Source organism: Pseudomonas sp. 21LCFQ02 (assembly GCF_024129895.2).
Classification (GTDB): domain Bacteria; phylum Pseudomonadota; class Gammaproteobacteria; order Pseudomonadales; family Pseudomonadaceae; genus Aquipseudomonas.
On the sequence record NZ_CM178749.1, the window covers coordinates 3549241 to 3571533 of the forward strand.

Consider the following 22293-nt stretch of genomic DNA (forward strand, 5'->3'; position numbering starts at 1 on the left):
AGCCCTCAGCGTTGCAGAGTAGAGTCAAAGCTAGCGCCCAGTTGCGCCTGCCCGATGATTTGCGCAGTACGGTCATGCCCGGCATGCACAACGAAAGTCTCAATGTTACGTACAGTGCGGCCCAACGGGTGCTCTTCGAACTGGGCAGTAGCACCTGCGGACAGCAGTACGCTTTGCAAGGCATCAAACGCGGTGTGAGCGGCGGTCGATTTGGCACTCATTGAGCGCAGCTCCGCCTGCACCACATCGCTATGACGCCAGCTTTGGATGGCGCTCTCAAACATGGCAGCAGCAGCATCAAGCTTCATTTTGACTTCACCGACACGCAGTTGTGTGTAAGGGTCATTTCCCTTGTTGCGTCCGCGTTGATATTCCAGATACCAGTCGAAAAGGCCCTCGCTAGTCCCTAGATAATTAGCAGCGAAACCCAAGTGGAAGCGACCCTGCCAACGTTGGCGGGCAAAGGCTCCCGGTTCACCAAGCAGATGGTTATCGGGCACGAAGACGTTTTCAAGACGCATGATCGGGCTGCGCGCTCCGCGCATACCGTGCGGTTGATACCACGCGTCGTCCCAGGTAACGCCTGGCATGTCAGGACGAATCAGCATGATCTGAAGGTTGTCGAGATAGCCTTCTACGCCCTCAAGGGCAACCGATGTCAGGATAAGATCGGCGATTGTCCCGTTTGTAACGAAGTTTTTGACGCCGTTAACCAACCAGCCGCCGTCGACGCGTTGGGCGCGGGTTTTCATTTCATACATGTTGACTCGGCCTGGCTCACTGCCAACGGCGGAGAAAATGCTGCACTTCTGCAATGCTGGTTTGACGAAAAGTTCGATCTGCTCCGGGGTGCCGATCTCCTCCAGTTGCCACAATGCATGGTTGTGCAACTGGAAGCAGTGGCCTGCGGCGCTGTCAGCGCGGCAAATGGCACGCAGCATGTTAAGAAACAGTTCAGGCTGCTTGCCTTTAAGGCTGCCATCCGGCCCTCCTAAAGACGCTGAATGGGTGATGTGAAGCAACCCGCGAGCATGCAGTTGCTCAAGGCTGGCCTTCGGTGCAATTCCTTCGCTATCGGCACGTTCACCTTCTTTGCGAAAATCGTCAGCCAGGGCATAAATCTGTGGCAGCGCGTCGTTGAGGTGTAAGTGTTGAGACATGATTTTCTCCAGAAATAAAGATCACGCTTTAGCGGCTAAGCACCGAAGCATGGAACAAGCGTTGGATCGCAATCGCTTCAGGCAACAGCAACTGATCCACCAGGTAGTCGATAAACCATTCAAGGTTTTTTTGGTTGGCTGCCAATCCCGCAGCAAACAACTCATCACCAAAATCCCGCCGACTTTGATCCCATGCCAGACGACCTAACGGCATCTGGGTGTAGGCATAGTCGTCATAAGCTCGTCGGGTTTTGGCTTGTGCGTCCTCCCAGGCATCAATGAGATACGCTGGCAAGTGAGGGAAGCGCTGCACGGTCTCGTTACGGATCGCCAATACGTGCATGGCCGGAAAGCACTGGCGCTCTCGGAAGTACTCCAGGCACTCGCCACGGGGATCCGTGAACAGATTGCGCACGCCGCACTGGCCCTCCAATATTTCGCGAGGAGGCTTGGGATCGATAAACGCATCGACTTCACCGGACAGCAGCATATGCGCACCCGTCTTACCGGCTGGCATGTTCTGCAAACGCAGGCGTGAATCGGCAAATGTAATTTGCTCTGGGCCTTGTACAACCCAATCGATGTCTTGCCAGTCGACGCCGTAACGGCTTTTCAGATCGCCCTTGGCAAGCACTGACAGGCTTACCTGCCAGCCGCGGATAGCGACCCGTTTTCCTCGAAGGTCTGTCGGCTGGTGAATACCGGCTTTTGCGCCTACATAAATATGGTTCGCGCTGAATAGCCGGCGCGGAAAGATGGGTACTGCCGTGAACGGCGCGCCTCGGGACTTGGCCAGGATGTAGGAGGCTAGTGACACCTCGGCAATGTCGAATTCGGCATCCCGTAACATGCGTCCGTGGCGATCACCTCCATCCCGGCCAGGCGGGCTCATCCCCACGTCCAGCGCTTTCAGATGGAAACCCTCGGCCTCAGGTAGCCAGCCAAGGAAGAACGGCATGTGCCGATCAAAGTTTGCCAGCGCGATTGTCACAGCTGCTGACGTACTCATGAGACACCTTGCATTATGGTGCCAGCCCCGCAACGTTGAGCCCAGTTATCCCAGACTCGCGAGGTTGCTTTAGGACTGCCCATAAGAGCGTTGACTGCCGCAATCTCGCCAGAGCTTAGAAAGGTAACTGGCCCCAGCGCCATGGCAGCTTGCTGTGCCTGAGCGTTGACCTTCAAATACATGGCCACGCGTACTGCAAGTTCGAGCGAAGCTGCTGCCGCAGTAAAACCGTGGCCGCGCATCAGTACGACTCTGCCTTGTCCCAAGGTCGAGGCCAAGGACTGAGCGTGTTCTGTGGTCGTGACCAGAAGGTCGCTATCGCCAAAGTGGTGATTCATATCCCACACGGGAATATCGTCACCGATAATGCCCGCCACGTGCAGCAGGGGGCGCAGTTTTACCGAGGTGACTGTAAAGGGCAGAACAGCTTCGGTGTGTGCGTGAACTACTGCTTGAACGTCAGGGCGCTGGCGATAGATTTCTGCGTGGATAACCCGCTCTGAATACTGCGCACGGGTTGTGGCTATCAGCGTCTGCCCATCAAGTCCGTATTCCAGAATGTCCTCGGGCTTCACTTGTTCGGGGCTTACTGACGCGGACAATAGGAAGCGGCTGGCATCTTCAGGGTGGCGCAGGCTCACGTGTCCATAACTGTCGAATACTTGTTCATGGGCAAGGATTCGGTTAGCAATAGATAGCTCATGTCGCGCTGCCGCAAGAGTGGTCATTGCATAGCCTTTTGAGCCAGTTCCGTGGCTTGCTGAGCTTTGTCTGCGTTCTCTTCAGAGTTGAACGTCACGCCTTTATGAAACGCATCGGCGGTCAGCGCGCTGGCCGCAAGACCAGGTGCTACGTCGGTGCGGCGAGAATTGACGAATCCACGTTTTGCCCAGTCCTCTTGAGCAGGCTGGGACAGGAACCAGTTTATGAATACCTTGGATGCATTGGGGTGTGGGGGCTGGTGCAGCAAGGCGATGGCCCCCCAACCGGGTGTCCATGCAGTTTGCTCTGGAGTTGTTTGCAAAGCGTTAACCGTCTTGGCTAGCCCCTGATCCTTGAGCGTAGCGATCTCTGAAGGGCTGAGTCCTGATGTGATCGGGTAGGCCCCTTGGGCAACCCAGTCGGCCAGTTGACGGTTGGTCGATGCAATCACCGGTTGCTGTTCGGTAAGGAACTGTCGAGCCTTGTCAGCCCCCAAAGCGGTTTGCAATAGGGTAATCAAGTGGCCGCTTCCACGCGTGCGAGGGTCCAGGATCGCAATCTTGCCTTTCCATTTCGGATTAAGCAGATCCTCCAGAGAACTCAGCTCTGACTCGGGGACTACGCTGCGATCAATATTGACGTTGTTTTGTTTGCCAGCCTGAAAGGCGAAGATGTACTGCTGTTTCTTATCAAGAAAACCGGCTGCAAAACCGCCCAACCAATTCTGGTCGGCCAGCACATCTTGTTTGACGATCAAGGGTCTGATCGGGTCAAACCAGCCTTCCGGCAATTGCTGGGTGAATGCCGATCCGCTGAAGCCGAGCACGGTCACGTCCCACAAGTAGCGATTGACCCGTCGCTCACTGCGAACCCGTGCCTCGAACTCAGGAGATGTCACACCCGTATACTGCAACTGGATCTTGGGGTAAGCCTTTTGAAATTGCTCGATGGCTTGTCGGTAGGGCTGGATCACCGGCCCTAGCAGGGTCAGCTTGCCTTCTTTTTCAGCAGCAGCCACCACCTTATCCCAGTCCTCAGCCTGACTGGCTGGTAGATAAGTGGTCCCAATTACCGCTGCGGCCAAGACCCATGAACGTTTGATTAGATGCATGACATTACCCCTGAATATTCAAAATGCTTGCATGAGGGAGAGAGGAAAACTCGATTCCGACCCAAGAACCGGGCGCGCTGAGTTGTCCATGCGACTGGAAGGCCATCAACTGCTGCTGATCACTCAGGCGTACGTACGTTTCATAGCGATCACCAGCAAAAACGCTGTGGCTAACTTGTCCTTGCAACCCGATGCCGGGTTGTGAGAGCTGATTGAGGGTTACAGATTCGGGCCGCACCCATAGCGCGAGTGGAGCGCGATTAGGAGCGATCACTCGCACAGCCAGCTTGACCTCGATACCGCCTAAGGCGGCGAATTCGCCATTGCTTGTCAGGTGGGCTTGTAACTGGCTACCGCGCCCGATGAACCCCTGCACGTAAGCGGTTGCTGGCTCGTTGTGAATCTGTTCTGCCGTTCCGATTTGCTCAACCCGTCCGTCCTTGAGTACGGCAATACGGTCAGACAATGCAAAGGCGTCGTCTTGATCGTGAGTGACCAGGACGACGGTCAGGCCAAGGCGCTTTTGCAGGTCCTTGAGTTCTTGGCGCAACTGCTTACGAAGGCCAACATCCAGGTTGCTGAAGGGTTCATCGAGTAGCAGTAGTGCTGGATCGCCGACAAGCGCCCGAGCCATTGCTACCCGCTGTTGTTGCCCCCCGCTCAACTGGTGCGCAGCTCTCTGCGCCAGACCGCCTAGTCCTACGCTGTGTAACGTCCGCATGACCTTCTCTTGGATTTGCTCCCGAGCAATTTTGCGATTGCGCAATGGGTAAGCGACGTTGTCGAAGACACTCAAATGCGGCCAAACCGCATAGCTCTGGAACACCAGGCCGATCCCGCGTTGCTGAGGTGCGACGAAAGTGCCATGAGAACGGTCAACCCAAGTCTGTCCATCAAAATAGAGCTGGCCTTGATCGGCAGTTTCAAGTCCTGCGAGGATGCGCAGTAGTGTGGTCTTGCCACAGCCACTAGCACCCAGCAGTGTAAAAATCTCCCCCTTACCAATATCCAGCGAGAGGTCGTGAAGTACCGGATGGCCGGTAAAGGATTTAGTGATATGACGAATTTCCAGCATGATCAGACCTGATGAGAAGCGGGACGGTAGCCCAGACGGCGGGCGACTAGAGCAGCAACAATGGCAATTACAGCGATCACCAGTCCGACCACGGCTGAGGCCTCGTTGCGGCCTTCAGCTATGTACTCAAGTTGAAGCAGCGAGAGTGGTCTGTTATCGCTGCTCACCAGCAACGACAGATGGCTGATATCCCGTGCAGCCGATACAAATGCCATCACGCTCACTACTACGATGGAGCGTATGCATAGGGGGATTACGATTGTCAGTACGGTTTTCCAGCGCGAGGCGCCGCTGATCCATGCGGCCTCTTCAAGCTCTCGGTTGATCTGTAGCAACTGGCTACGAATCAGTTGCACACCAAGGGTTACTGAGGCCAGCCCCACAGTGATTACTAGGCTTAATGTTGAGCCGTATAACCAGTCCATCCCGGTATGCAGAATCAGCCAAAGCATGGCGAGAGAGAACAGCACGCCGGGGATACTGAACGGTACCCAGGCTGCAAATTCGAGAATGGCTCGCCCGGCACGGGAGGAGCGTACGATGGTATAGGCAACTACCAAGCTGAGAGCCGCTGCAAAAACGGCACTACCGCTAGCTATAACCAGAGTGTTACGGACAGATCCGAAGAAGATTGGATCGCCTACGACACTCTGCCAATGCTCCAGCGTCCATACACGATCTAGGTTGAAAAAGCCGAAACGGCTCATAAAGCTACTGGTTGCCAGAAAGACCAGAGGTATGACCGTGAGCAACAACGCCAAAGAGGCGACAAGCACACCAAGCGGCCAACGCCATTTCCCCAATGACATTACCGTCGGTTTAGCTTGGCCAGACACCGTGACATGGTTGCCATTCTGCGTACTTTTGCGCGATGCAATTGCCAGCAGTCCCATGATGGCGATGATGAGCATCCCAAGCGCAAAGGCGCTTGCGAAATTGATGGGGTCATAGCGCGTCATGTCGTAAATCAATGTGCTGTACACGTCGATACGCTTGGGCGCGCCCAGTACCAGCTCTATTTCAAACGACTCAAGCGCCCGAATAACGCCCATGATCGCTGTCACAATCAGTGCAGGTTTGAGCAGTGGCAAAGTCACTTTGCAAAGCGCTTTAAAGCGGCTGTCGCCCGCCATCAGTGCTGCTTCTTCGTAGCGTGCATCCATGCTTTGGAAAGCAGGAGTCAACATCATGACCTTGGCCGATACAGTGGTGGTGGCCAGGTGCGCGAAGACAATGCCCCACCAACTGTAAATATCCAACGGTGCTTGTTGCAGACCGAAAGTCTGCATCAGCCAACGGTTGAGCAAACCGTTGTTGGGGTCGAGCAACAACGTCCATCCTTGGACCACTGCGAGTGCAGGTAGGAAAAAAGATACCCAGAACGCGAACTCCAGGCCGCGCCGTCCAGGTAAATCAGTGCGCCCCAATAGCCATGCAAGGCCAATACTCAAGGGCAGAGCAATACCTTGGCTCACCAGAGTCAGGCTGAGGGTATTGCCCAGCGCACCCAGAATCCGTGGCTCATGCAGAAGTGCTCGCCACCCGTCCAAGGTAAAAGGTTGCGCGCCGGCTACCTGATTTTCAAAGCTGCCTTGCACAACTGCCAGAAGAGGCAGAAGTGTCAAGCCAAGGAATGCGATTACCAGCAGGCTGTAAAGGACGCCTTCAAGTGTCAAATAACGCCCGTGGTTGGGCCTGGGCAGGCCAATAGCAAGCCGGGTGGATGTCGACATCTGGACTCTCAACTTATGAAACTGTGTGATAGGCGCCTGATCGCGGCCTTGCCGGTTTGCGATCTTTCATGTGCGGGGCAGTGGACGAACATGCGGACAAGAAAGTCGACGGGCAAAGAGGTTCTTCATGAGTGCGTGTGTGCGCCAGCGAGCTTGTAGGTGGGCACTTTAAATAAAATTAATTTTTTTACAAAGAATTGATTTGTTCTTACGTTATGCCTTTTTGATGATGCTCAGGCGGCAGGTCATCATGCAGGCCGTTGGAGGTGTGATCGAAAAGCAGATGTTTGACCGGCCTTTGTCAGCTCGCATGAAGAAGCCCCCGTCAGAGTCGATCTGTACAGGAGCTTTGCAACACCTTAGCTGCCGGGATATCGCAGGAGTGAGCCCTGCCGTAACAGAGAGGGTCGCAGACGCAATGTATTCATGGTGCTGCCGACCAAGCCTGCATGGGTACCGTAACGGACACTGGTGTATCAATGGACGACGGTCCTAGCGCAAAGCGATATTGACCAGGGGCTACAACCCAGCGCTGAGCCTTGACGTCGAACTGAGCCAAAAGTCGCGGATCAACAGTGAGTGATACTTGTTGTCGTTCACCACTCTCCAGCGAGGGCTTCGCAAAACCCAGTAGCCGCCTGGTGGTGCGCCCGTTGACCTCCGTCAGATACACTTGAGGTACGGCATTACCAGCGCGAGGCCCATTATTTTTCACGTCAAACGTCACAGTAACGCCGTTGCCGGTATCGACTTTCAGGTCCGTGTAATCAAAGTTCGTGTACGACAATCCGTAACCGAACGCAAACAACGGCTGCTCTCCTGTCTTGGCCAGCCAGCGATAGCCCACATCTGCACCCTCTGGGTAACTGACCGTTACTGGGGTGCCTCGTACCACACCCCAACCGGTTAATACTGCTCGTGGATACTGTTCTATCTTTGCTGGAAAGGTCACTGGCAACCGACCTGATGGATTGATGTGACCAAACAGTACATCGCCGATTGCATTGGCGCCGTCAGCTCCGCTGTACCAGCTGGCTAGTACCGCAGCAGTTTGCTTGAGCCAAGGCATAGCTATCGCGCCGCCAGTTTGTAGTACGACTACAGTGTTTGGGTTGGCTTGACTTACTGCTTCGATCAAAGCGTCCTGGCCATCGGGCAAACTTAGATCAGGCGCATCTTCACCTTCAGCCATCCATTGATTGACGAACACAATCACTACATCTGCCTGGCGCGCAAGCTGTGCCGCAGCACCTGGATAGCGACCATCATAGAAACGAACCTGAGCTTGGGGGGCACGTGCACGGATTGCTGCAAGTGGTGACGATCCTTGAAAATGCATGACGCCCCACTTGGACATATCGGCTTCACCACCCAGTTTCACAAAGCTGCGGGGATCGGCATCGGCGGCGACGACTTGCGACGAGCCACCGCCTGAGAGCACACCAAAATCTGCACGCCCACCTACGACAAGAATCGTTTGAGTACCGCTCTTCAACGGCAATGTATTACGCTCGTTCCGCAATAGAACCAGTGCTTCTTGCGCAACCCGACGTGCCACCTTCAAGTTTGCCTGTGTATCAATAATGCCCTCGGGCTGGCCTGCTGGGTGATATAGAGCACCGGTACTGGCCATGCCATGGAGAATCCGTCTGGTCATTTCGACAAGCCGACTTTGCGGTATGTGCCCATCAAGCACCGCTTGTTTGAGCAGGTCCCCGAACCATACCTGACGATCAATCTGCGATCCGGATTGCTGGTCAAGACCCTTGAGCGCGAAATCCGTTGCGCCTACCGCCCCCCAGTCCGAAATCACTGGCCCCGGATAACTCCAGTCACCCTTGAGAACCTGGTTCAGTAGAAAGTCGCTAGCGCAAGAGGGTGACCCATTCACTTGGTTATAGGCACACATCACTGCGCCTGGCTTACCGCGTTCAATTGCCAGTTCAAATGCGAGCAAGTCGGACTCACGCAGGCCGGCCTCATCAATGCGAGCATCCAGATCGTGTCGTGCACTTTCCTGATCGTTGAGCGCGAAGTGTTTAATGGTCGACGTAACAGCGTTCGACTGTACGCCTTGAATGATCTCGCCTGCCATTACCCCCGTTAACCAAGGATCCTCCCCCAGATTTTCGAAGTTACGGCCTCCTCTCGGATCCCGAGCCAAGTTCGCGGTTCCGGCAAGCACGACATTGAAGCCCTTGGCCCGCGCTTCACTACCGATCATCGCGCCGCTGGCATATGCCAGCTCAGGGTTGAATGTAGCAGCCAGGCCAAGTGCAGAAGGCAGAGCCGTAGAGCCTTGGCCAGGCCTTCGGTCGGTAACGCCCGATGCGCCATCGATCTGGTATTGCGCCGGGATACCCAAGCGAGCGACGCCGGGTACGAAGCCACCACCAGGGATTGCGCCCTCGGGAAGTATCCGGCCAGGTTTAGGGATGGCGCTGAAGCCATGCACCAAGGAGATCCGTTCATCGAGTGTTAGTGCGTCGTTAAGACGGTCCACGACCTCTTGCGCCGCTGACGCGGTTGTACCCGCCAAGGCCTGCAATATGGTCAGTGCGAACAAAACATGTCGCATCATATAAAACTCTTTAGCGAAAGGGAGGCATACCGTTTTCCATTCGAAGGCACAGCGGCCTTGTCGAAAGCCGTCTTACCAGTCGTAACTCAGCCGAGCGAAGTAAAACGCTCCGTTGGTACCCCAAGGTGTGTTGCGATTGGCCGTCGGGTTTTCCTCGTTGATTGAGGACGCCAAGCTATCGGGCATGTCAGGCGCACGCTTGTTGAACACATTGTTAGCGCCTGCGGTGGCTTTCAAATTATCGGTAACCCAATAGCTGATGCTGGCATCGGTTGTGAAAGCATCAGTTGTGACAGAATCCTGACTCTTATTGAGCACATTGTTGACCGCTCGTGTTTTAGAGTAGTAGTGCTGAGTCAGTTGAATCTGCACGTTCCCAAGTTGCCAATTCAGGCTCCCGTGTAAGGTGTTCTGTGGGATTGCCTCCTCTAACAGCACTACTCGCTCGCGATCAAGAAGGCTCAGCCCACTGTTGGCCAATACTGCTGGATTATTGATCCGCTTTACGTTCGTCTTGTTCCGCGCATAGGCAAGGCTCCAGTGAGCTTGACCATAGGCGCCATACTGGGCATCGTAGTCTAGTTTCAGCTCGGCCCCTTGAGTTTTAGTGTCACCTACGTTAGCGAAATAGCGAACCTGTTGTTGGCTAGTCAGTCCGGCAGAAGTCAGGGCATTAGCCACTGACGAGTTGTTGAACCCGTTAAAGGCTCCGGTCAGGTAGATTCGGTCACTAATATCAATCTGGTACGCATCGAGGGAAACAGAAAGTTGATCGGTTGGGGTAAATACCAAACCAAGGCTAAAATTGATGGATTTTTCAGGTTTCAGCTCTTTTGCACCTAGCGCTCTAGCCGCAGGTGCGTCGGTACGCAAGGTGTCGTAGTAATATGAGACGTAGGTCGTATTGGTAATCGGATCGTTGACTGGCCTGACCAAAGCACTTTGGTAGTATTGTTCTGCCAGTGATGGAGCCCTGAAACCATTACTGATAGTTCCGCGTACCGCGACCTGCTGATTGAACTGGTAACGATTGGAAAATTTACCGGCCAAGGCCGATCCAAAATCAGAGTAGTTCTCGTAGCGAACTGCAAGGCCTGAGTTCCATTTGTCTGTAAGCTGCTGTGAAAAGTCAGCATAATAGGCGACATTATGCCTGGCTTTATTGAACTCGAATTCGGGGCTATAGCCGGTGAAGAACGAGGATCCGGTCCCGGCAAAGGTATCGCGAAGGTTGGCTGCCGGGTAATCGCTCGGGTATTTATAGCCGCCGTTGGCATAGGAATAGTATTCGCCGGCCCCTAGCGCCAGTGTGTTGTAGCGATACTCAGCCCCCAGTGTCACATTGAGCGGCTGTTCGAACACGTGGGTGTCTATATCTCGTTGGGCAGTGAGTGAGGCGATACTTTCAGTAAATTTTAAGCTGCCAGCGTCCATATTTTGTAGGCTCAACAGTGAGCCAAACGAAGCATTGGTGGTGTTCCACACATTTATATCCGCTTGGTTCTGGCCGTAGCTTAAGCCTGCATCCCATGACCATCCCAGCAACGCTTCGTTTTTAATACCTAAATTGAGTTGGAGATCTTCTTCCTTGGTTTGCAAGTCTGGTGAGTAACCTCCTGGCGTCGTAGCAATGTTGGACGTCGCATTGGTTTCTGAGCGATAGGATCCCTTGGCGGTTGAATTGCGTGGGCTGTAGGTGGCGAAGGAATACAGCGATACGGTGTCGTTGATTGGCAAGCTAATATTATAAGCTGCCTGAATGGTTTCTTGTTTGGGCAGCGTTTCGTACTGACCGTCTTTGACATGCCGGTCAGCTGTGGCTTCGCGGGGATCATCAGAAGCGGCATAGATCTGCCACACTGACTTGGATGGCTGTTTCCAAGCTCCTACAGTATTAACGTCTCCTATTTTCGAATACTGCAAGCTGAGATTGGCAAAGCCACCATTGTCACCTAAAGCAAAACCGGAGTTCAGGCCGGCGGTACTCGTCGCCCCAGCATCACCCAAGTTATGCACTTTTGATACATCATGGTTGTACTCGCCATAGCTGATATCTGCGGAGCCTCCCGACAGTGCTGACTTGAGGATCACGTTTATCACCCCAGCAATCGCATCGGAACCATATTGCGCCGCAGCGCCGTCAGTTAAAACCTCAACCCGCTCAACCGCTGAAATCGGAATCAGGCCCAAATCTGCGGCTGAAGACCCCAAGCTTGCACCGCCGCTATTGTTAATCATTGAGGAGCCATGTCGGCGCTTGCCGTTGACCAGCACCAGAACCTCATTTCCTGACAAGCCTCGCAAGGAAGATCCTCCGACCGTCTTACCCAGCGCGCCACCATTGAAATTGATGGTCGAGAAAGCAGGCGACACGCTTGCCAGCGCTCGGCGTAGATCCCGTTCGCCGGTTGCACGTAAGGAATCACCCTTGATCAACTGAACTGGCGCAAGTGCTTTCAACGCTGTTGTTTCAACCCGAGAGCCAGTGACTACAACGGCGTCCAATTGATCTTGTGGCTGGCCAGGTCCGGCACCAAAGGTACTGGGCGCAATTGTGGCGGCACCCAGATACAGCACGGCACCCACAGAAGGGCGCGTGAGGTTGCGTATTGGCATGGTGTGTAAAACCTCGATGTAGCATCTGCGTTCTTGGTTTTCGCAGTGGTCATTAGATGCTGGCTGGGTGTGCCTGGCGGAAGAGAAGAACAGCCTCAGACGATGGATGACGATTGTGTCGCATCCCATGCCTGAGCTTGCCCTTGGATGGGGCGCAACGCGACGCTAATGAAGCGTCGTCCTTGATGCATGGCCCTGCATCAAGGACGGCGCTCACAGTAGATAAAATTAATTTTATTATGAAGTATTTATTAATTATTAGTTTATTCTATTTTATTCTACTGACACCCTTGGTTTACGCCGCCAATGCCTGTGCTGGCTCCAGAGCACAGGACTGAATACAAGGTATTCTGGCGAGCATTTGCACGCTTCATTTTCGCGTGCCATGTTGAGCTTTGGACTTTGGTTTTGAGTGTCGTAGGGATTCGTCGACACTGTCAGCGAGGGCCGTTTCTGCCGTTTGTAGACGCGTCTAGCTCAGATCTGCATCGTTCAAACCACAGTTTAGAAAGCGTGACTCTCGGTTACCCGAAGACACGACTGTCATGAGCCTGTGACTTGTTCGGAGACTCCTTGGAAATGCCAAGCATTGGATGATTGTGAGAGACCGTTTCTCATGCCAGGATCTGCGAGGCTAGTCATGAGAAATCTAAGCACTTGGGGGGTTGCTCTTCACGATATCCAAGACTGCGCGAGAGGGTGTCAATGAGCCAATGAGTGCGGTGCGAGGAATCTGGAGAGCGCTTATTGAAAGCCTGCGGGAGCGTGACCGTCATTGATACGCTCCCGCAGGATGGTGAAGAAACCAAAGCCCTTGAGCAAGATGCTGGTAATTGACCCGAGGCTCTCAGGCTGGAGCGTTCCGTAGCCCATACCACGCAAGCTCTAGTGCTGCATTCGCCTGCCTGATGTATTTTTCTTCAGTCCGTCTGATCATGAATCGTATGCTGACAAGTAGAATTGTTGATACGACCCACAGGGCGATGTGGAAGTGAACCGTATCTTCAAGCGTCACGCCTTTCTGCACAAAACCGAGCGCACCTATGCCAAGCATCACAAGACCGGCAAGCCTGCTAGCGCCAATTCCGTAGAAGCGCCTGCCGAACCAACTGTAGCCTGTTGCCAGTCCGTATAGGCCGCATACGAATCCAGCCAGGTAGCCGATGACCGGAATGTTAAGCAGGAGGGCGACCCACAGCGCGCTCCATTTCACATCCTGCCCAGCGAGTTCTACAGGAATTTCAGGACTTCGTTTGAACGCAATAATCTGCTTGTCGTGCAAAAACGCTAGGCCGATCTTCGATCCTGGGTTGAGTGGTATTTCGCTGTCTGTGAGCTTTACCTGCCTCACGGCTTGGGTCTGTAAATTTTTGATCCAAGCTTGTTTTTGGTGCGTTGTCGTTATGCCTTCAGAGTTTCCGTGAATAGTGCTCGTGGCGTCAGCATTGAGTACTTCATAAACTGCCGTTGTAATCGTCATGTCATACCTTATGAATCGAGCAGCTACTGGCTGACTTCGACTTCGTTAATGATTCTGCAAAACTCGTTCGACGCGCCTGCTTCGGGTGTATAGATTCCAGCTGCTGCGACAAATACGAGGCTGACCCTGGATCCCATGCCTTCCTTTTCAACGATGGCGTTGAGCGGTGCGCGTTTGTTGCTCAAGTTCACATTCTGGTATGAAGAGATGATTCCTTTCTTCTCGTCGGTGCTCTGGATGTAATAGCCGTCGCGGGCTAGCAGAGTATAAAGCCGTTTAAACGCCAAATCGCTTGACGTTTTTGGGAGGGATGCTGAGGTAGAAAATCGTTTTCCTGTGATGAGGCTTCCCTCAGTATGAAAGTTTGCTTCGCAACCGCTTGGGCTCGTTGTGTGTGTTGAGCATCCTTGCAGCAAGGCAAGGACGCTCAATGTAGAGAATATGCGGCGCATAGAGTGCTCTGCCATCAAGGCTGAATTAATTTAAGGAAATGGTTTCGTGGTGCTGAGTAATCACATTTTTGTGGTCGCTATTACATCACCAGTGGAGTTGTCTACAACATCAACCCGTTGAGGTGCGACCATCACATACCGCCTATCGAACAGCCGTCCGCCAAGCCTTTCACGCTGCACGCTTTGCACATATCCATACACAACCAGGTGGGATTTATCCCGGTTTGCCTCGATTTTTTTGGCCAGAGCTTCGTCTGCTATTTCGAAGAACACTTTTGAGCCACCTACGATGCCAACGTTGAAGTCAGCCATCGTTCGCAGATAGCAACGAGGCTTCTGGGCTCGGCTCATTGCTTGCTGGTTTCGAGATTCTTCTGCGGTGTAATCGAGCTTGTCAGAAAAAAGGCAGCCGGACGTTTTGAACCCTTTTGAATCAAAATTATAAGGGTCTAACCCCTGCCTCGTCTCAACTTTAACTAGCCGATTGTTTTTGCCGACCTTCGCGGCCTCTGCTTTTACAATCGTATAAACCTTTTCCCCTAAGTCGCGTTTTTGGAATGCATCCTCGGTGGTTATTATCCCGTACCCGTATTCATATAGTGGCAGGCTGTCGATTTTCATCGAAGGTGCAATTTGATCTGTCACCGACTTAATTACATCTTCTTTGCTCTCGTCCCAGCTCCGTAAGGCCGTGTAGTAGCGAAGAGGTGCTACTGGGGTGAGCAGATTTTGATAATCCGAGACCTCACCCATCGGGATAGTGGGCAAATCAGTCTTAAGGGGCTGGTTTTCTGCTGCAATTTTGGCAATCGCTTCCAGGTCTTCCTTTGTATGCGATCCATTAACCCCACCTGCCCAACGATGGGTTAACGGTTTACTGTGGCATTTCTGGCGAGCAGTTCCACGGTAGCAGAGCTTCGTAGTCTGCTACTGACGAGGCGTGCGGCAGCCGCTCGAGTACGTGGCGCAGCCACGTATAAGGCTCTTGGCCGTTGACCTTGGCTGTCTCGACCAGGCTGTAGATCTTCGCGCTGGCACCGGCGCCGTTGACGGTGTCGCTGAACAGCCAGGCCTTGCGCCCGATGACAAACGGCTTGATCGCTCTTTCGGCCGCATTGTTGTCGATGGGCAAGTAACCCGCTTCGACGTAGCGCTCCAGCCGGCTCCAGTTATTCACTAGGTAATGCACCGCCTTACCCAGTGCACTTTGTGCCGTCACCTGCGACTGGGTTTTATCCAGCCAGCTTTTCAGTTGCGCCAGGATCGGCAGGCTCTTTTCCTGACGACCGATAAACCGCTGTTCATCGCTGACGTCCTTGAGCTCGCGCTCGGTGCCGTACAGTTTGTTGATCATCGTCAGCGCGATATCAGCCCGTCCGGTTTTACCCTTGGGCTGCACTTTCTGCGCGTCCACGAACTTGCGTCGTGCATGGGCCATGCACGCAAGACGTTCCACACCCGGCTGCAACGCCAGGGCGTTATAGCCCGCGTAATCGTCGGTCATGACATAGCCACGGTAACTCTCCAGCAAGCGCAACGGCACTTCCTGCGCACGGCTGGACGTGTAATCAAACAGCACAACTTTTCGATCCGGCGGGCCACTGGCTTGCACCCACATCCAGGATTGGCTGGTCGGGTCTCGATCCGGCTCTTTCAACACCTGGACGCGGGTTTCATCGCAGTGGATCACTGGACTTTCCAGCAGCCGGTCACGCATCAAATTAAGCAGCGGCTGGAAGTGTTCGCTGCACTGGATGATCCAGCGAGCCAGCGTTTGCCGAGGGATATCGATACCGTGTCGACTGAGTACCGTTTCAAACCGATGCAGCGGTAAACCGTCAGCATACTTGGTGGTGAGTAGCATGGCCAATACGCTCGGGCTGGCCATGCTCTTTTCGATCAGTTGCGCAGGCTTGTCAGCCGTAACCGGGGCTGCTTCGCAGCCTCGGCAACCGTAGATTTTACGGATATGTTTGATGACCCGAATCTGCATCGGCACGATGTCCAGTTGCTCGCTGGTCTCTTCGCCGATGGCGTGTCTGCGGCAACCGCAAACACAGGCCAGTTCGTGTGGGTCATCAGGAAGGTCATCGGGCAGAGAAATCATGGCCCGGATTATACCGGGTCACGCCACGTAGCGCGGCATCAAAACTTGATGGGGACGGTTGCGCCACAGATCAAAACCGTCGAGCAGCCAATTCAGTTCCTGGACGCTGAGGATAATCGCATCGTCCGTGGCGTCGGGCGATGTTTTGAAACGCTCTGACTCCAGACGCTTGAGCCAAAGGCAGAAGCCGTTGCGCTCCCAATACAAGATCGTCACTCGATTGCGGGAGTTGTTGAGAAAGACGAAAAGCACAGGATCGAATACCGCCACTTTTATATCCAATTCGACCAGCGCGGCCAGGCCGTCGATGGACTTTCGGAAGTCCACCGGCTTGGGGTAGAGATAGACTTTTTCGACTTTGGCGTCGGGTCGCATCATGAGGTGCTGGCTCCGGAGGGAATCGGGAGCACAGCATCCAAGATCATCTGGCCGCTTTGAATGTGGGGTTCATGGAGCGGTTACGCTCGTCATCAACGACCGCGCCGACAATCGGCACGGTGACACCCCCATCAGCGCCTGGCCGTTGTGGTTCCGGGAGCAGGTCGGCCAAGCGCAGCCGCTGTTCTATCTCACCCAATCGCCGACTTCGGCGCACCTGTCGATGTTGAGCCAGCAGATCGGTGAGCGCGGCATCGTTCTCAATGATCTGGAGTCCTCGCCTTCGCGCTGGGCCAAGGGTGCGCATCCCTGGTTACCGTTGTGGCTGGCCGGTAACCGGCAGTGCCTGCCGTTCGATCCGGCTTGCGGTGAAGAGGCGCTGGCGATCGTCGCCGGTGCATTACAGTCGTTGTACGTCGATGCTCAGCAAGGTTTCTGTTACCTGACCCTGCATGATGAACCGGGCGACGGGACGGTCTGTGACTGGAGTCAGGCGTGGCTGGGTATGTACCCGCTGGGCCGGGGGCAGTCGTCGAACGCGTCGATGCGCTTGCTCGGTGCCGGGCAGATGCTCGGCGAGGTGCGGGCGGCGGCGCAGTCGCTGGCGCAGGACTGGGGCGTGAGCTGTGAGGTGTGGAGTTGCCCGAGTTATACCCGGCTGGCGCGGGATGCCGAAGCGGCGCGTACCTGGAATCGCCGGCATGCGGATCAGCGAGCACGAGGCTGCCACTTGCTGGACTGTCTGGGGCGCGGTGATGAGCCGGTATTGGCGGTGACCGGCTACGCCGAGTTTGTCGCCGGGCAGATTGGCGCGCATCTAGAGGCGCCGTTTCGGGCGCTGGGGGCCGACAGCCTGGCAGCGGATCAGCGACTGGACCGGCACTGGGTGGTTTATTCGGCGTTGCAGATGCTGGTGAGTACGGGGCAGTTAGAGCGCGGCTGCCTTGATGAGGCGCTTAGGCATTATCGGTTGGTTTGAAAGTGACGCAGCGGGGCCGGACAGAGTATTCGCCGGCAGAGCCAACTCACACCGGTCTGACCAAACAGTCCTGGTTCAGTCCAGGCCGCCGCGCCGCGCATTATTCATCGCATTCTCCAATGCCAGAGCAAACACCTTCTGCTGTTCTTCATCGAACTCGGCCAGAAACAGCTCATCCACCGCCTGTTTGTAAACCTTCCACATCCGCAGGCGCAGGGCTTTGCCGCTGTCGGTAATGCAGGCCAGAGCGGCGCGGCCGTCGTCGGCGACTTTGACCCGTTGTACCAGCTGTTCCTTTTCCAGGCGGTCGACCAGCCGGGTCAGGTTGTAGCGCTCAATGGCCAGCGCGTCGGCCAGTTCATGCATGCGCCGGGTGCCGCTCGGGCCGCTTTCGATACCCCACAGCGTGTCGTACCAGGCGTAAGGCGGCAGCTTTTCATCGGCCAGGCGGCGCTCTATCTCGCGGATCAGGCTGCGGTGGGCACGGATGAAATTGAACCAGAGATCGGGTGCTTTGCTGGCCATTGCGGCTCCATGACAGGTAATTGCAGTTGCAATCATACGTCGCTTGGCGATAGATTCAATTGCAATTGCAACCATTTGGCCTGGCGCATCATCGCGGGCCACTGCCTGTCCAGGAGGATGTTCCATGGCGCAACGCTACCCACACCCAGATGCTGACCCCCAGGAAACCCGTGAATGGCTGGACTCGATCGCTTCGGTCGTCGAGGCCGAAGGCCGCCCGCGTGCACATTTTCTCATCGATCAGTTGCTGGATTTCGATGTGTCCCTGCACGGCGACTTCCATGGCAGAGTCACCACGCCCTACGTCAACAGCATCACCCCTGACCGGCAACTGCCGTATCCGGGTGACCTGGAGATCGAACAGCGCCTGAACGCTTACATCCGCTGGAACGCCCTGGCCATGGTGTTGCGTGCCGGCAAGCACTCCGGGGTAGGCGGGCATATTGCGACTTATGCGTCAGCCGCCGTGCTGTACGACGTGGGTTTCGATCACTTTTTCCGTGGCCGTACCGAGACCTTTGCCGGCGACATGCTGTACATCCAGGGCCATTCCTCGCCGGGTATTTATGGCCGCGCTTTTGTCGAAGGCCGCCTGAGCGAAACGCAACTGGACAACTTCCGCCGCGAGACCGACCGCGACGGCATCTCTTCCTACCCGCACCCACGGCTGATGCCGGACTTCTGGCAGTTCCCCACGGTGTCCATGGGCCTGGGGCCGATTACGGCGGCGTATCAGGCGCGTTTCATGCGTTACTTGGAAAACCGCGGTCTCAAGGAGCACCAGGGGCGCAAGGTCTGGGCCTTTCTGGGTGACGGCGAGATGGACCAGCCTGAGTCCCTGGCGGCGATCTCCCTGGCGGGGCGCGAAAAGCTCGACAACATCATCTTTGTGGTCAACTGCAACCTGCAGCGCCTCGACGGCCCGGTGCGTGGCAACGCCAAGGTTATTCAAGAGTTCGAAAGCCTGTATCGCGCCGCTGGCTGGAATGTGATCAAGGTGGTCTGGGGCAGTGGCTGGGATGCGTTGCTGGAGAAAGACCAGACCGGCCTGCTACGCCAGCGCATGATGGAATGCGTGGACGGCGACTATCAGACCTATAAGTCGCAGAACGGCGCCTATGTGCGCGAGCACTTCTTCGGCAAATACCCTGAGCTGCTGGCGCTGGTCAGCGACATGAGCGACGAGCAGATCTGGAAGCTGTCACGCGGCGGCCATGATCCGCTCAAGGTGTTCAGCGCCTACAGCGCTGCGATGCGCCACAAGGGCCGGCCAACGGTGATTCTGGCCAAGACCGTTAAAGGTTTTGGCATGGGCGAGGCGGGTGAGGGGCAGAACATCAATCACCAGTTGAAGAAAATGGGCAGTGACGCGGTCAAGGCGTTTCGCGACCGCTTTGGCCTTGAGCTCAACGACGAGCAACTGGGTGAGATGCCCTACCTGCGCCCTGCGCCAGACAGCCCGGAGGCGCGTTACCTGCAAGCACGCCGCGCCAGTCTGGGTGGTGTATTGCCGGCCCGGTATGCCGAGGTCGCCCCGCTGGCGATCCCGCCACTCAGTGCGCTGGACGCTCAGCTCAAGGGCACTGGCGAACGAAGCATTTCCACCACCATGGCCTTTGTGCGCATCCTCAGCACCTTGCTCAAGGATCCCGATGTTGGTCGGCTGGTGGTGCCTATCGTGCCGGACGAATCGCGCACTTTCGGCATGGAAAGCATGTTCCGTCAGGTGGGCATTCATTCCCACGTTGGCCAGCTGTACACCCCGCAAGACGCCGGCACGCTGTCATATTACAAAGAAAGCAGCGACGGCCAGATCATGCAGGAGGGGCTTAACGAGTCTGGCGCTACTTCGTCGTGGATCGCCGCCAGCACCTCGTACGCCAACCACGGGGTGATGACTCTGCCGTTCTATATCTTCTATTCGATGTTCGGTTTCCAGCGTGTCGGTGACCTGCTATGGGCCGCAGGCGATGCGCGGGCCAGGGGCTTTTTGCTCGGTGCGACGTCTGGGCGTACCACATTGATGGGGGAGGGTTTGCAACATGACGATGGCCACAGCCATGTGATGTCGGCCACGGTGCCGTGCTGCATCTCCTACGATCCGACCTATTCCTATGAACTGGCGGTAATCATCCATGACGGCATGCAGCGCATGTTCGTCGAGCAACAAGACATCTACTACTACATCACCGTGCTTAACGAAAACTACCCGCACCCGGACATGCCTGAGGGTGTGCAGGAAGGCATTCTCAAGGGGCTGTACCGCCTGCCCATGGAACGGGCTGTCCAAGGGGCGAAGCATGTGCAATTGATGGGCAGTGGGGCGATCCTGCCGCAGGTGATCGCTGCCGCAGAGATGCTGGAGCGCGATTACGGCGTCAGCAGCGAGATCTGGAGCGCCACCAGCCTCACCGAGCTGCGTCGCGAGGCCCAGGCGGTCGAGCGCTGGAACCTGCTGCATCCGCTGGATGAGCCGCAGGTGCCCTATGTGCGTCAGGTGCTGGAAGATCATCCGGGGCCGGTCGTCGTGGCCACAGACTATATGAAGATTCATGCTGACCAGATACGCCCTTGGCTGGGAGACCGGCGCTTTGTAGCGCTGGGTACCGACGGCTTCGGCCAGTCCGATAGCCGCGAGGCGTTGCGTCGGCACTTTGAGGTCGACCGGCAGTTCATTGTCCTGGCGGCGCTCAAGGCGCTGGCTGACGACGGCGTGATCGAGCGCAGCGTGGTGGCCCAGGCGCTGGTGGATCTGGGTATTGATGCGGGCAAGACCGATCCGGTCAGAGTCTGAGTCATGCAGGCGGGCACGGCGTCAGCCTGATGAGTGGGTTATCATGCCACCCAGTCCCCCGCGAGCCTTTCTATATTCATGTTCACCATCACCCGTCTGGAAAACCCGCCGCCCGAGTCGATCAAGAACCAGATCATGCAGATGGTCGTCAATTACGTGACCGATATCGGCATGGCGGGCATCTTGCCCAGCAACCCCTTGTACCCGCTGTACCAGTACGGGGTCGGCTTTGAGGTCAACCGTTATCAGGAAGCCATGGACGGGTCGTTGGGGTTGTCGGTGGAGCTGGTACTGGCGCTGGACGCTGAAGATCCGGCCACGGTCGTCGGCTTTTTGCTGTATTTGCCTTATGAAGACGATCCCCAGGCTTGCGCGGTCGCCTATATGGCGGTGCTGGCCAGCCGGCGCCGGCAGGGTGTGGCGCGGGGCATGCTGGCGGCGATGCTGGCGCGTTATCCGCACGCCGAACTGGCCTGCTTTGCCAGCAAGGTGCCATGCTTTGAGGCACTGGGCTTTCAGGTGCTGGGCGCGCGCGGGCCGCAGGTGTTGATGAACAGCCACTCGCGCAGTTCCGATGGGCGGCTGGCGGTGCTGGATGTTGAGCCGATCTACCGCAGCGAGCAGGTGCAGCAGATCCACGCCTACCTGCTGAACCGTCATGGTCGGCGGGCGATGATCGATGCCGAGAAGAGCCGTGACCGTAACCTTGATCGCCTGGCGCGCCAGGCCGATGCATTGGTAGCCGAGCGGCTGGGCGAGGGCGCGTTGAATGCCGACCGGCGGCCGCTGCGCCTGGTTCAGGCGCCGGGTACTGAGGTGTAACGCTCGATGATCTGCTGAATCTCTCCGGATTCGGTCATGTTCTGCAAGCTGTCCAGAATCTGCCTGACCGGCAGTGCCGGGTCGTTGCGTACCACGCAGGCGGTGGGCTGTTCGCTGATTACTGACACCACTTTCAGGCGCTGCGCGGCGGGCAGTTCACGGTTGATCCAGTTCATCGTCAGTTCGTTACTCACTGCATAGTTATAGCGAGCGGCTACCAGTTTGCGCAGCACATGCTCCTGGTTGCGCGCATCTTCACGCACCAGATTGTGGCGGTCGAACAAGTGTTGCAGTTGCGGGTAGTTATAGCCCAGCACGGTGCCGACCACTTCGTTGTCGAACTGGTCCGGATAAGGGCCGACGGTGACCGGCGAGGCAAGCAGCAGGTCACGCTGGATCAGGATCGGCTGGCTCCAGAGAAAATCACCTTTCAAGGGTGTGATCCAGGCTTTGGCGGTGTAGCAGCGCACGTCGATTTCTGCGCTTTCCAGGGCGGCCTGGATGCGCAGGCGCGGCAACACATGAAATTCAGCCGGGCGCCCGACCTGCTGTGCCACGCGGGTCATGATATCGAACAGAATGCCGGAAGTAGGCTGATGTTCGTCGATCTCGGCCAGTGGCATCGACCAGCTTTCGGACACCGCAAACCGCAGCGCAGGCTCATTGGCCGTGCTGGCCTGGCTGACCAGCAATAACAGGCTCAGCAGAATGCGGTGCATGGAGCCTCGCGGGGATCAACGGATTGAATTGACGGCATCGGCAAAGATTC

At 56.0% G+C, this 22293-nt stretch carries 17 protein-coding genes and 1 pseudogene; 3 read left to right on the forward strand and 15 right to left on the reverse strand.

Annotated features, from left to right (window positions below; all coding sequences use genetic code 11):
- Window positions 1-5 precede the first annotated feature (5 nt).
- The 13 genes and pseudogenes from NJC40_RS15920 to tnpB all read right to left on the reverse strand — a co-directional run bounded on the left by NJC40_RS15920 (window position 6) and on the right by tnpB (window position 16404).
- Window positions 6-1160, reverse strand: a complete 1155-nt coding sequence (locus NJC40_RS15920; RefSeq protein ID WP_253140208.1) for an acyl-CoA dehydrogenase family protein — start codon at window positions 1158-1160, stop codon at window positions 6-8.
- A 28-nt stretch (window positions 1161-1188) separates the two neighbouring features.
- Window positions 1189-2169 carry an ABC transporter substrate-binding protein gene (locus NJC40_RS15925; protein ID WP_253140209.1) on the reverse strand — a complete coding sequence of 327 codons (981 nt, stop codon included), beginning with the start codon at window positions 2167-2169 and terminating at the stop codon, window positions 1189-1191.
- Window positions 2166-2897, reverse strand: a complete 732-nt coding sequence (locus tag NJC40_RS15930; RefSeq protein WP_253140210.1) for a class II aldolase/adducin family protein — start codon at window positions 2895-2897, stop codon at window positions 2166-2168. The genes NJC40_RS15925 and NJC40_RS15930 overlap by 4 nt, the downstream gene beginning before the upstream one ends.
- Window positions 2894-3982: an ABC transporter substrate-binding protein gene (locus NJC40_RS15935; protein WP_253140211.1), complete on the reverse strand. Its 1089-nt coding sequence runs from the start codon at window positions 3980-3982 to the stop codon at window positions 2894-2896. The genes NJC40_RS15930 and NJC40_RS15935 overlap by 4 nt, the downstream gene beginning before the upstream one ends.
- A gap of 4 nt (window positions 3983-3986) precedes the next feature.
- The gene (locus NJC40_RS15940; RefSeq protein ID WP_253140212.1) at window positions 3987-5057 is read right to left on the reverse strand and encodes an ABC transporter ATP-binding protein; all 1071 of its coding nucleotides are present in this window, start codon (window positions 5055-5057) and stop codon (window positions 3987-3989) included.
- 2 nt (window positions 5058-5059) lie between these two features.
- Window positions 5060-6790 carry an ABC transporter permease gene (locus NJC40_RS15945; RefSeq protein WP_253140213.1) on the reverse strand — a complete coding sequence of 577 codons (1731 nt, stop codon included), beginning with the start codon at window positions 6788-6790 and terminating at the stop codon, window positions 5060-5062.
- Between the two features lie 424 nt (window positions 6791-7214).
- Complete coding sequence (locus tag NJC40_RS15950) at window positions 7215-9371, reverse strand: beta-glucosidase (RefSeq protein WP_253140214.1); 2157 nt, start codon at window positions 9369-9371, stop codon at window positions 7215-7217.
- Between the two features lie 72 nt (window positions 9372-9443).
- Window positions 9444-11987 carry a TonB-dependent receptor plug domain-containing protein gene (locus NJC40_RS15955; protein ID WP_253140215.1) on the reverse strand — a complete coding sequence of 848 codons (2544 nt, stop codon included), beginning with the start codon at window positions 11985-11987 and terminating at the stop codon, window positions 9444-9446.
- An 847-nt stretch (window positions 11988-12834) separates the two neighbouring features.
- Window positions 12835-13467, reverse strand: a complete 633-nt coding sequence (locus tag NJC40_RS15960; RefSeq protein WP_253140216.1) for a hypothetical protein — start codon at window positions 13465-13467, stop codon at window positions 12835-12837.
- A 23-nt stretch (window positions 13468-13490) separates the two neighbouring features.
- The gene (locus tag NJC40_RS15965; protein ID WP_253140217.1) at window positions 13491-13919 is read right to left on the reverse strand and encodes a hypothetical protein; all 429 of its coding nucleotides are present in this window, start codon (window positions 13917-13919) and stop codon (window positions 13491-13493) included.
- A gap of 60 nt (window positions 13920-13979) precedes the next feature.
- Window positions 13980-14687, reverse strand: coding sequence for a hypothetical protein (locus NJC40_RS15970; protein ID WP_253140218.1), 708 nt, complete (start codon window positions 14685-14687; stop codon window positions 13980-13982).
- Window positions 14688-14793: 106 nt separating this feature from the next.
- Window positions 14794-16005 (reverse strand): annotated as a pseudogene (gene tnpC, locus NJC40_RS15975) (IS66 family transposase); the annotation flags it as partial.
- Window positions 16006-16044: 39 nt separating this feature from the next.
- Window positions 16045-16404, reverse strand: a complete 360-nt coding sequence (gene tnpB / locus NJC40_RS15980) for an IS66 family insertion sequence element accessory protein TnpB (RefSeq protein WP_253141986.1) — start codon at window positions 16402-16404, stop codon at window positions 16045-16047.
- Between the two features lie 145 nt (window positions 16405-16549).
- Between tnpB and NJC40_RS15985 the strand changes: the two genes are divergently transcribed.
- Entirely contained in the window at window positions 16550-17383 is an 834-nt protein-coding gene (locus tag NJC40_RS15985) for a transketolase-like TK C-terminal-containing protein (RefSeq protein ID WP_253141988.1), read from the forward strand.
- Window positions 17384-17458: 75 nt separating this feature from the next.
- On the opposite strand, the gene NJC40_RS15990 is transcribed toward NJC40_RS15985, so the two are convergent.
- Window positions 17459-17908, reverse strand: a complete 450-nt coding sequence (locus tag NJC40_RS15990; RefSeq protein WP_253141990.1) for a MarR family winged helix-turn-helix transcriptional regulator — start codon at window positions 17906-17908, stop codon at window positions 17459-17461.
- Window positions 17909-18032: 124 nt separating this feature from the next.
- Between NJC40_RS15990 and aceE the strand changes: the two genes are divergently transcribed.
- A complete protein-coding gene (gene aceE / locus NJC40_RS15995) occupies window positions 18033-20702 on the forward strand; it encodes a pyruvate dehydrogenase (acetyl-transferring), homodimeric type (RefSeq protein WP_253141992.1) in 2670 nt (889 codons plus the stop codon).
- A 78-nt stretch (window positions 20703-20780) separates the two neighbouring features.
- Complete coding sequence (locus tag NJC40_RS16000; protein WP_253141994.1) at window positions 20781-21524, forward strand: GNAT family N-acetyltransferase; 744 nt, start codon at window positions 20781-20783, stop codon at window positions 21522-21524.
- Here the strand turns inward: NJC40_RS16000 and NJC40_RS16005 are convergent.
- Complete coding sequence (locus NJC40_RS16005; RefSeq protein WP_045489828.1) at window positions 21500-22243, reverse strand: substrate-binding periplasmic protein; 744 nt, start codon at window positions 22241-22243, stop codon at window positions 21500-21502. The genes NJC40_RS16000 and NJC40_RS16005 overlap by 25 nt on opposite strands.
- Between the last annotated feature and the right edge of the window lie 50 nt (window positions 22244-22293).